This window comes from Microbacterium sp. CCH5-D1 (assembly GCF_001557335.1).
Classification (GTDB): Bacteria; Actinomycetota; Actinomycetes; order Actinomycetales; family Microbacteriaceae; genus Microbacterium; species Microbacterium oxydans.
In genome coordinates, this window is sequence record NZ_LSJW01000296.1 from 1 (window position 1) to 10,880 (window position 10,880).

A 10,880-nucleotide genomic window follows, 5' to 3' on the forward strand; every position below is an offset into this window, starting at 1 on the left:
GGCCATCGTCCACACCTCCGCAAATCGAGAGAACCGGACCCCTCCGGCCCGAATAACCCCACCCTATGGAAATATCCGCGCCCCGTCGATGGGGACAACTCCCCATCCACGATTGCGGCCGTCGTCTACCCCTCGACGAGCGGCAGCTGCACCGTGACCTGGCGTCCGGCCTGCACGAAGATGCCTCGCCCCTCGGGGAAGTCGGTGCGCTTGACCTTCGGGAACGGCACCTTGAACACCGCGTCGCCGTCGAAGGAATCGGGCTTGAGGATGATGCCCTTGCGCCCGGCCTTGAAGTCGCCGATGAACCCGAAGCCGCTCGTGACCTGCGTGACGTCGGCATCGCCGATGAGCAGGTGGTCGCTGCGGTTGATCGCCTGGAAGAGGGCCTTCATCTCGCGCTCGGCCGGGCTGTCGGCGAACTGGGGCACGTCTTCGACCACGATGAGCACTCTCGTCGGGAGCGAGTCGTCGGCGATCAGCTCGGTGATCTCCTTGGCGAGCTCCTTCGCGTCCTCCGGCGTCACGGCGCTGCGCGTCCAGCTCGTGTAGTCCTTGAGCTGGGCACGACGGCCTCCGAAATGGAACAGCACGGTCGCCGGGTCGAGTCGCCGCATCGAGGTGATGAGCGACTTGAGGGCGTTGGTCTTGCCCGACGACGGCGGACCGGCCACGACGAACGTGCCGACCGGGTCGAAGTCGCGCGCCGCCAGGGTGTCCTCCGCGACACCGAGCACCGGGAACTCGCCGAGGCGATCGGGCAGGTCGCGCACCGACAGGCGGGTGGGCAGCGCGCCGATCTCCGGCACCTCCCTCGCTCCCGCCGCACGCAGCCTCTCCGCGAGCCCCTCGAGCAGCTTGGTCTGCTCCGCCACGTTCGGGGTCCCGCCCAGCGTCGCGATCTGCGTCTCGCGGCCATCGACGATGGCGCGACCGGGCGCGGAACGCTCGTCCAGCACATCCTTGGGCGCGTTGAGCATCGCATAACCGGACTCATCCGAGAGGCGCAGCACCACGCGCCGCGAGACGTTCGCGCTGACCGCTGTGGGCACGGAGCCGGAACGGTCGGCGCTCGCGATCACGTGCACGCCCAGCGGGCGACCCTCGCCGAGGATGCGCATGAAGGTCTGGTAGAACGGCATCCGCGCGGTGGTCGACTCCCACTCGCTGCGGAACTGCGGGAAGCCGTCGATCAGCAGCAGGATGCGCGCCTCGTCCCGCCCGGTGAGCTCGCGGTACTCGGTGAGGCTCGAGGCGTTGGCGGCGCTGAAGCGCTTGCCGCGGTCATCCAGCACCGCAGCCAGCGAGCGCAGCACGCGCTGCACGCGCTCGGAGTCGTCGCCCGAGATGATCGAGCCGACGTGCGGGAGCATCTCCAGGCTCTTGAGCGAGCCGGAACCGAAGTCGAGTCCGTACACCTCGACGTTCGAATGCGCGGGGTCGAAGCCCGCCGCGATCGCGATGGTGCGCAGCACGGTCGACTTGCCCGACCCGCTCGTGCCGTAGACGAGGAGCGAGCCGTCCTTGTCGGGGTGGAAGTACGCCGGCTCCTGCAGCTGCCGCTCCGGCACGTCCATCTTGCCGAGCAGCACCTGTCCGTCGCCGAGCACCGGGAGGTCGCGCATGTCGACGGCCCCCTCGAGGTCGTCCAGCCACGGACGTCGAGGCGCGGGGATACGGGCCTCTCGTGCCGCGTTCACGAGCGTCGCCACGATGCGCTTCTGGTCGTTGGGTCCGAGATCCTCATCGTGGGACTCGGACTCCGGAGCCTGCTCGGCCTCCCAGGTCTGGATGGAACCGAACCGGAGCTCCGCCACCTTCACCTCGGCGACCTGCGCCTCGTCCGTCGTCCATCCGCCGGCGTAGGCCGACTGGAACGGCACGAGGCGTCCCGGACCGGTCTTCGCGATACCGCGCCCCGGCAGCGAGGGCGGGAACGTCGCCGCCACCGGATCGTCGACGACATCCTTCGAATCGGATTCGTCCGCCATGCGCAGCGCGACGCGCAGGTTCGTGTTCGCCCGCAGGTTGTCCTTGATGACACCGGCCGGTCGCTGCGTCGCCATGATCAGGTGGATGCCGAGGGAGCGACCGCGCTGGGCGATGTCGACGACACCGTCGACGAACTCCGGCACCTCTCCGGCGAGCGCGGCGAACTCGTCGATCACGAGCACGAGCGCTGGCGGAGTCTCCGGGTCACGCCGCTTCTCGAGTTCGAGCAGGTCCTTGGCCTTCTTGCGGTTGAAGAGGTGCTCGCGGTGGTGCAGCTCGGCGCGCAGACTGGTGAGGGCGCGACGCACCAGGTGCGGGCTCAGGTCGGTGACCAGGCCCACCGTGTGCGGCAGGTCGACGCAGTCGGCGAACGCGGAGCCGCCCTTGTAGTCGACGAAGAGGAAGGTGACGCGATCCGGGCTGTGGGCGGCTGCCATGCCGAGCACCCAGGCCTGCAGGAACTCGCTCTTACCGGCACCGGTCGTCCCGCCGACGAGGGCGTGCGGACCCTGGGTGCGCAGGTCGAGGGTCATCGCGTCGGTCTGCGACTGTCCGATGATGGCGCGCAGGTTCCCCGCCTTCTTCAGCCGGGCCTGCGGGGCGCCGGAGCGGTCGATGATCGTGTTGTTCTGGCGCCAGCGGTCGATCACCGCGTTCGCGTCCTCCGCGACCTCGGTGCCCACCAGGGAGAGGAAGCTGACCGAGTTCGGGATGTCGGAGGAGTCCTCGATCACGGTGCTGGAGTCGACGACGGGGGCCAGCCGCTTGGCGAACATGGTCATGTAGGCGTGCGAGACGCCCTCGACCTGCACTCCGCGATAGTCCACGCCGCTGCGGACCGTGCCGACCACCGCATCGCCGAGCCCTGCGCTCACGTCGACGAACGTGCGGCACGCGGCGGGCAGCGCCTCGACCACGGGAGCGACGAACAGGGCGTACACGCCGACGTCGGCGCCGCGTTCCAGGATCTGGGTCAGCCGGGCGCGATCGACAGGAGCATCGTTCGTGATGATCACGAGGATCGCCGTCTGGCCGGGGAATGTCGCGTCCTCGGCGGCGCGCTTGACGTCGGTGCCGTAGCGCATCGGGTCCCAGTCGGCGCCGTACGGGGGCCGGGCGGACTTCGACTCCCGCGAGCGACGCAGGACGATCTCCTCCAGGCCGCTGAGCAGTGCCGTGCCGGTCGAGGCGGAGTCTGCCAGAGGCATCTCCTTGAACGGGTTGCGCTCACTGGAGGTGTGGGGCAACCACTTGAGCCAGTCGAGTTCGTTGGCCCAGCCCGGCTCGGTCAGCGCGACCGTCACCAGCTCGTTCGGCGAATGCGTGCCGAACAGCTGCACGGCGATGCCGCGGAGCGCGTCGCTCGCCAGCGATGTGGGACCGGCGACACCGATCGACCCGACGCTCTGGAGCGACTCCAGGATCGGCACGTCGTCGATCATCCGGTACCGCTCCTCGAGGCGGTCGACGCGCTCGACGTACTCGACGAGCGCGTCAGGGCTCTCGGTGCGCTTGATGCGCGTGCGCGCCTCGCTCTCGCAGACGCCCAGGCGCATCGCGAGGAAGTTCCAGTGCTCGGGGCGTCGCGTCCACAGCAGGGGTCCGAGCCGCATCGCCTCGTCGAACACGACGGCGACGGCCGGTACCTCGTTCTGCCGCACCTCCCGCTCCCTCGGGTGGGAGTGGTAGAGCGTCTCCTCCAGGCGTTCGAACTGCTCCTCGAACGACTCCGCCTCCTTGCGCAGACGCTGACCGAGGTTGGTCTTCTGCGAGATGAAGTTCCCGAACATCATCATCGGCGACGCGGCCGCGATCAGGAGGGACGCCGGACGCTGCGTGATGCTGAACATCGTGACGGCCAGCAGGATCGGCGCAACGAGCATGGGCCAGGGGAACAGCCGGGACGGCTGGTCGCGGGGGTAGCGGGGTTCGTCCAGTTCCTGCCCGGTGAAGCGCTCCTCGACGCGCGGGCTGCGGTTGAACATCAGAGCGCCTCCGCGCTCGAGCACCGGGTCGCCGCTGGCGGAGCCGTCGAAATCGCTCACCATGTGCACGACGAACTCGCAGTCGCCCAGCACGAAACTCTGTCCCGGGATGACCCGGAGCCGCTGCACGAGTCCGCCGTCGACGAGGATGCCGTTCGCGGAGTTCAGATCGACCAGTTCGACGAAGGTCGCCGCGACCTCGATGCGGGCGTGCCGCTTCGAGACCAGCGGGTCGGCGATGGTCACATCGTTCGCGGCGTCGCGTCCGATCAGGAAGTGACCGATCGGCAACGGGAACTCCTGGCCGGCGGCAGGACCGGCGACGACCGTGAGGACGGCGGCCGGGTGCGTGCCCGCCCCGCCCACCGACGCCCGATGGGATCCGACGTTGATCACCTCGGCGAGGAACCCGGAGCCGATCGGGGCATCGCCCACGAGCAGGTCGGGGTTGAGCATCGTGAGCTGCTCGCTGGTCGGCGGGGCGACAGACAGCGTGAGCACATCGCTGGGCGCCGCCATGATGCTGCGCGCGGGGTCTGTCGTGGCGATCTGCCGCGCCACGTCGGCGATCGTCGCCGTCGAGTCGGCCATCACGACCACGTCGGTCAGGGGTGCCGCGGGTCGACGCAGGGTCAGCTTGACTCTCATCGCTCGTCCTCACCGCGCCGAGGGCGCATCTCACTGCTCAGGGTCATACCCACTCCACCAGGAGGGACCGGTCGCCGAAGCGCACCGTGTCGCCGATCTGCAATTCCGCGGGGTGTCCCGCCGGCAGCGCTGTCTCAGAACCGCCTCGGACGATCGCGCTGCCATTCGTGGAGGCCCGGTCGACGACGAAGACGCCCCGTCGGGCCGGCATCACCGCGATGTGGGTCTTGGACACCGAGCGCGTGTCGTCGACGACCGGCACCAGGAGCGCCTCGCCCTCGCCAGCGGCGGCACTCGGGGACCGCCCGAACAGCGTCGTCCCCCGCACCTCGATGCGCTGCCCGGTGTCGAGCACCAGGAGCGCTCGTACTCCCGTCGGCGCGGGGGAAGCGGCGGGTGCGGACGCGGGAGATGCGGCAGGTGCCGGTGCGTCCGGGGCTGCCGGCGCTTCCACAGCGGGTGCCGCTGCGGCGGCGACAGGAGCGGATGTCGGGGGCCGAACGGGCGCCGGTTCGGGGACAGAAGGAGCCGGAGCCGGAGCCGGAGCCGGAGCCGGAGCCGGAGAGAATGATGCCGGGCCGGGAGCACCCGTCGCCAGTGACGGGGGCACGGCCGACACCATGGATCCGACGCCCGGGGCCTCCTGCGGCTCCGGCGCGGTGCCCCCGGCGGATCGATGCGCGCCGATCACGCCGCCGGAGAACCGTGCACTCGGAACGTACTCCGCCGGGGCATCGCGATGTACCGGCGTGGCCAGGGACGGGAGCGGCGCCTTCTCCTCGTGCTCCGGCGTCTTCACCCGCTTGCGCGCGATGCGCATGCGCTTCTGGTCGTAGGGGTTCAAGCCGCCCCGCACGTCCACGAACCAGGTCGCGGCGGCCAGGTCGAGCCATCCACGGCCGCGCTTCTCGATATCGAAGAGCGGCGAGAGCATGATCACCAGCACGGGGCCGACGATCGGCACGATGAACGAGGCGTACGCGACGAGGTACCGGACCACGGCGCCGCGCCAGAATCCCGGGCGCTCGAGAGTGCGGACGTTCACCGAGCGGATGCCGCAGATCGCCTTGCCGAGCGTCACTCCCTTGCGTCCGTGCAGCACGAGCTGGACCACCACATACGCGATCATCAGCCCCTGCGAGACCGCGGCGGCGACGATGAGCCACACCAGGTCACCCCGGGCGAAGAACGTCTCCGCGTCGAACTCCCCCGACACCGCCTGAGCGAGCACGGGAGTCAGCGCGATGATGGCCGGAAGCGCGATGAGCACGGCCACCGTCCACTCGATGAGAGCGGCGAGAACACGCGCTCCCCGTCCCGCCGGTCGCAGCCCCAGCGACGCCGCGTACGCGGGGTCGGGGCGTCCGTGCGCGTCGAGCCCTTCGACCTCGGGAGCGTGGTCGTCGATCTCCCAGATCACTCCTGCTCTCCCTCGGCCTCGTCGACGGCGTGCGCGGTGTCGAGCAGAGGCAGGTCGCTCTTGCCGACCAGGCGCGAGGCGATCACGTGTTCGACCAGCCGCGCGCGACGGTTGGTCGCGAAGCTGCGCTGCCCACCGCGCATGCCGGGCACACCGATCCGGTCGAACTTGTCGCACACGTTGTCGAGTTTGCGGTTGAAGCGGGTGACCGTCCACCCGAGTCGCTCCGCGGCCTTCGCCGAGGTGGGGATCTCGCTCATGCCCGTGCCGTCCCTGCGCAGCTGCGGCTCGGCCAGCGCGAGGATGAGGAGCTTCTGGCTGAGGGTCAGCGGTACGTCTCCGATCGTCGATGCGCCGCCGTCGTCGTGCTCGCGTCTGGTCGCACGGAACGTCGGCTCGGCCGCGTGCAGGGTGAGCTCGTACGTCGTCGGTCCTGCGCTGAACACGACCGTGGTGGTCTCGAAGACCAGCGGAAGACGGGCGCCGGGCGCGAGCCATGCCTGCACTCCGCCGGCCGAGTCGGTCACGGTCGCCGTGAGGCGCGTGCCGACGTTCGACAGCCACCACAGCCCGTCGGCGTCGGTGATCTCCAGGAAGTGCCGGTGCAGGAACAGATTGTCGTCGAGTTCGAGGTCGCCCTCGCGTCCGACGATGAACCGCCCGCCTCGACGGACCGGGAAGTACTCCCCCGCGAACTCGACGGTCACACCGCCTTCACCACTCACTCCACGCACCCCCGCACGGTCTCGGACGCGCGCCCGTCGTCGCGTCGCAGCATCACGTCGATGCACACGGTCCCCGCTGTGGCAGGAAGGGTAGCGGTCGGATCCGGCGTCTGCTGCGGATCGACCTCTCCCGACACGGCCACCGGGGTCCAGATGTACGAGTCGCCGTCGAGCGGGCTCGGGTTCGTCCAGGTGAAGACGACCTGTTCGCCCTGCCGCGTCCCGGCGAGCTCGGTCACCTTCGGCACCACATCCGTGCCGACATCCTTCGGGTCGACGGCCTCGGCCGTCTCCTGCGGTTCGGGTGTGATCCCGGCGACCAGCAGGTTCAGACCGACGATCCCGCCGATCACGATCACGACGCCGGCGGCGGCGAGCCCGATCCAGAGGCCCTTACGGCTGCGCGGCGCTTCGGGTGCGGCCGGAGCTGCGACGGGCGTGCCGGGCACCATCGCCGGCGGCACGGCAGCGTCGGGGGCGACCACCTGCGGGGCTCGGGCGATCGTCCGGTCATCGGCGCTCGGGGGCAGCGGCTGCGGCGGAGCAGGAGTCGGAGTCGGAGCACGCAGCTGCGTCTGCTCGACGGACGGCACGGACGATGTCTCGGCGAGTGGCGCGTCGAAGCGCGGGATGCCGGGCAGCGCGGCCGGAGGCTCTTTGCGCTGCGTCGTCGCCGACGGGCGGGTGAACGATGCCACGTCGGGGTCGATGCTGACGATCTCGCGCACCCGCGTGAGGCCGTCGCCGTCGTCGTCCAGATCCTCCGCCGGCGGGTGGTCGTCGACGATGTCGATCGGCGTCACCGAATGCGAGAGCTCGATCTGCACCTTCTGCAGTGCCCGCGCGAACGCCACGGCGCTCGGGAAACGATCTTCGGGGTTCTTCGCCATCGCGCGCTCGAGGAGGCGCTGCAGGCTCTCGGGCGAGTCCGGCCGCTTCAGCGAGGGGAGAGCTGCACGCTCGATGCGCTCGATGAGGTCGGCGCTCGAGTTGCGCTCCCCCGGACGCTCGAACGGCGAACGGCCGGCCAGAAGGGTGTACAGCGTCGCTCCGAGGGCCCACACATCCGTTCGGGGTCCGCTCTGCGGCGGCTCGGCGAACGATTCGGGGGGCGACCACGGGATCGACATCCCCGACGCCTCTCCCGTGGCTCCGGTGGTGGACGCGATGCCGAAGTCGGTGAGCGCCGGCCTGTTGTACTCGGTGACCAGGATGTTGGCGGGCTTGATGTCGCGGTGCAGCACACCGGCGCGGTGCGCTGTCTCGACGGCACCGGCCACCTGCACACCGACCCGCAGCGCCTCGGCCACCGAGAACGGGTCCTTCCGCGCGCGCAGCTGGAGGTTGGGCCGCGGGCAGTACTCCATCACCAGGTACGGGCGTCCGTCTCCGGCGACCCCTGCCTGGTAGATCGTCACGATCGCGGGGTGCGTGGAGAGCATCGCCATGACGTTCGCCTCATCCGCGAACTCCTGGGCGGCGCCGCTGGAGATGCGATCGGCGAGCAGCACCTTCACCGCGACCCGGCGGCGGGGCATCTCCTGCTCGTAGAGGAAGACGTCGGCGAAGCCGCCGGTGCCCAGCGGCTCGACGTAGGTGAAGCCGGGAAGGTCCGGCGGCGGGGAGGGACGACGCGTCACGGCAGATCCTCGAAGGCGACCGTGACACCGTCGCCGAGGTCGACGACGTCGCCGGAGAGCACCAGCGTCTGCTCGCCGGGGTGCAGCCGCACGGGGTCGGCTCCCGGCCGCAGCAGGGTGGACCCGTTGGTGGTGTGCAGATCGATGACCACCACGGTGTCGCCCTCCGGCCGTACTTCGAGGTGGCTGCGCGAGATGTCCTGCTGAGGGCTCTCGACGGCGATGAGATGCGGAAGATTCGCGCCGCTCGCCCGCGTAGACCGCGGGCGGCGCCCGATGATCACGGTGCGATCCAGAGCCGTCTCCTGCCCTGTGGACAGGCGGATGCGGCCGACGGAGGCCGCGGCCGGTGCCGGGGCGACATCGAGCACCTCCGTCGGGGCGTCACTGGAGACCGGCGGCTGCTGGCGGAGCGCGCGGAGGTCTGCGGCCGAGATCGTCGCGCCGTCGTGGTCGCCCTCGACGGCGATCGGCGCGGCCGGTGTCGCCGCCCCGCCGACGGAGTGCACCGTGGCGCCCCACAGCTGGTCGAAGTCGTCGTCGACCGGCGGAGCGAGTGTCACCTCGGTGGGCGGCAGGAAGGCATCGTCGATGACGGGGAGCGGTTCCTCGGGCTCCGGCTCGGGAGCTGCCACCGGCTCCGGCGCGGGCTCCGGCGCGGGCTCGGGCTGCGGCGCGGGCTCGGCCACCGGCTCCGGCGCGGGTTCAGGAGCCGCGACAGGCTCCGGCGCCGCGACGTTCGCGGCCGGCGCGGACTCCCCGACGACCGGGGCAGGGCCGAGGATGGAGGGGAGCGGATCGGCATCGCTCGGTTCGAGCTCGGCGCTCACAGCCGCCGCCCGGACGATTCCGCTCTGCACGGGCAGACCGTCGGCGTCGGCATCGGCGCTCTCGACCGTGATCTCGACCTTCGTCGCACCGCCGAGGTAGCGCTCGTTCCAGGTGGTGACATCGGCGCCGGAGAGCTCGAACGACTCCGAGCCGGTCTCCACACTCGCGGTGACCGCCCCCCGCAGGGCGATCCGCATGTCCGATCCTTCGGCGACGGCCGCGACGAACGAGGGCAGCGAAGTGAACGAGACCCCCGACTGCGCGGTGAGCACATCGACAACGGTCGCGAGCGTCTTCTCCTCCGGCAGGCGCTCCCACAGCCGCGCGACGACATCGCCTGGCACCTCGGGCGGGAGGGCGACGAGCGCTCCCGGGATGACGATCAGGTACCACTGTCCCGGTCGGTAGCTGGTCTGCATCAGCGAACCCCTCCTGCTGCGGCTTCTCGTGGACGTGTGTCCTGGTCGATGTCCGTATCGGTGGCCATCAGCGTCCCCGGTCTCGAGGCGACGGAGACGGCATCGATGACGAGCACCGTGATGTTGTCCCTGCCCCCGGCGCTGACGGCCTCGTCGATGAGCACGTCTGCCGCCCGCTGCGGGTCCTTCTCGGCGATCAGGATCTCGCGGATGCGGGCGTCGGCGACCTCGGAGGTGAGTCCGTCCGAGCACACCAGCATCCGGTCGCCGAGCTCGGCGGGGAACATCCAGTAGTCCGCGTCGCCCGTGCTGCTCGCGCCGATCGCCCGCGTGATGATGTTGCGGCGGCGGTCGGAGACGGCATCCTCGACCGTGAGCTCACCCGATTCGATCAGCTCCTGCACCACGGAATGGTCCACCGTGATCTGCTCCAGCTCGCCGTCTGCGAAGCGATAGGTGCGCGAGTCGCCGATGTTGAGTGCGAGCCAGTAGCCCATGCCGTCGACCGAGGCGACGAACACACCGCTGAGTGTCGTACCTGCGCGGCCGTTGCCCGAGGTAGACAGCTCCTCGACACTCTCCCTCGCCAGGGAGAGTGCCAGACGCACGTCGTCGAGTTCGAGCGCGGACCGACCGATGTAGCGCGCGAACTCCGCGATCACGGCGGCGCTCGCGCGCTCCCCCGCTTCGTGCCCACCCATTCCGTCGGCGACCAGGAAGATCGGCGCCGATGCCAGATGCGCGTCCTCGTTCAGCGCACGCCGGAGTCCCGGATGCGTGGCCGACCCGGTCGAGACGACCAGTCCCGGCCTCATGCGTATCCGCCGATCGTGACGATGCGGTCGCCGATCTCGATGGCGTCGCCCAGTCGCACCGGGACGCGCTGCCCCGCGGGACAGGCGATCCGCTGGCCTGCGCGGACGATCGTCATGCCGTTCGTGGAGTGTCGGTCCATCACCCAGCCGCCCGAGGTCTCGGCCGCCGCCTCGAAGTGCGTCTTCGAGAGCGAGAGCGTCTCGTCGCGCACGGGCACGAGCGTCGCTCCCTCTTCCGGTGCGGGGTTGCGCCCGAACACCGTGCGGCGGGAGACGGAGACACGCGTCCCGTCGTCCCACGTGAAGACGAGCCGGTGTCCCGGAACACTGATCCTGGTGTCCTCGAGGTCGTCCTCCTCGGTGGTGCGCGACGCGGCAGGCGCCGCGGGGGCGGCAGGCGCGGCG

General features: G+C 70.4%; 6 protein-coding genes and 1 pseudogene. All 7 read right to left on the minus strand.

Features of this window, described 5'->3' with window-relative positions; all coding sequences use genetic code 11:
- Positions 1 to 125: 125 nt before the first annotated feature.
- Entirely contained in the window at positions 126 to 4,625 is a 4,500-nt protein-coding gene (locus AX744_RS17810; RefSeq protein WP_061018434.1) for an FtsK/SpoIIIE domain-containing protein, read from the minus strand.
- Between the two features lie 43 nt (positions 4,626 to 4,668).
- Positions 4,669 to 6,045, minus strand: coding sequence for an RDD family protein (locus AX744_RS17815; protein ID WP_061018436.1), 1,377 nt, complete (start codon positions 6,043 to 6,045; stop codon positions 4,669 to 4,671).
- Positions 6,042 to 6,752 carry a hypothetical protein gene (locus tag AX744_RS17820; RefSeq protein ID WP_230977970.1) on the minus strand — a complete coding sequence of 237 codons (711 nt, stop codon included), beginning with the start codon at positions 6,750 to 6,752 and terminating at the stop codon, positions 6,042 to 6,044. The genes AX744_RS17815 and AX744_RS17820 overlap by 4 nt, the downstream gene beginning before the upstream one ends.
- Positions 6,753 to 6,766: 14 nt before the next feature.
- Positions 6,767 to 8,410 (minus strand): serine/threonine-protein kinase, encoded by a 1,644-nt coding sequence (locus AX744_RS17825; RefSeq protein ID WP_061018439.1) that lies wholly within the window; start codon positions 8,408 to 8,410, stop codon positions 6,767 to 6,769.
- Positions 8,407 to 9,660, minus strand: a complete 1,254-nt coding sequence (locus AX744_RS17830; RefSeq protein WP_061018441.1) for an FHA domain-containing protein — start codon at positions 9,658 to 9,660, stop codon at positions 8,407 to 8,409. The genes AX744_RS17825 and AX744_RS17830 overlap by 4 nt, the downstream gene beginning before the upstream one ends.
- Positions 9,660 to 10,475 carry a PP2C family protein-serine/threonine phosphatase gene (locus AX744_RS17835; RefSeq protein WP_046746681.1) on the minus strand — a complete coding sequence of 272 codons (816 nt, stop codon included), beginning with the start codon at positions 10,473 to 10,475 and terminating at the stop codon, positions 9,660 to 9,662. Before AX744_RS17835 ends, AX744_RS17830 begins: the two co-directional genes overlap by 1 nt.
- Positions 10,472 to 10,880 (minus strand): annotated as a pseudogene (locus AX744_RS20880) (FHA domain-containing protein); the annotation flags it as partial. The gene AX744_RS17835 and the pseudogene AX744_RS20880, both read right to left, overlap by 4 nt.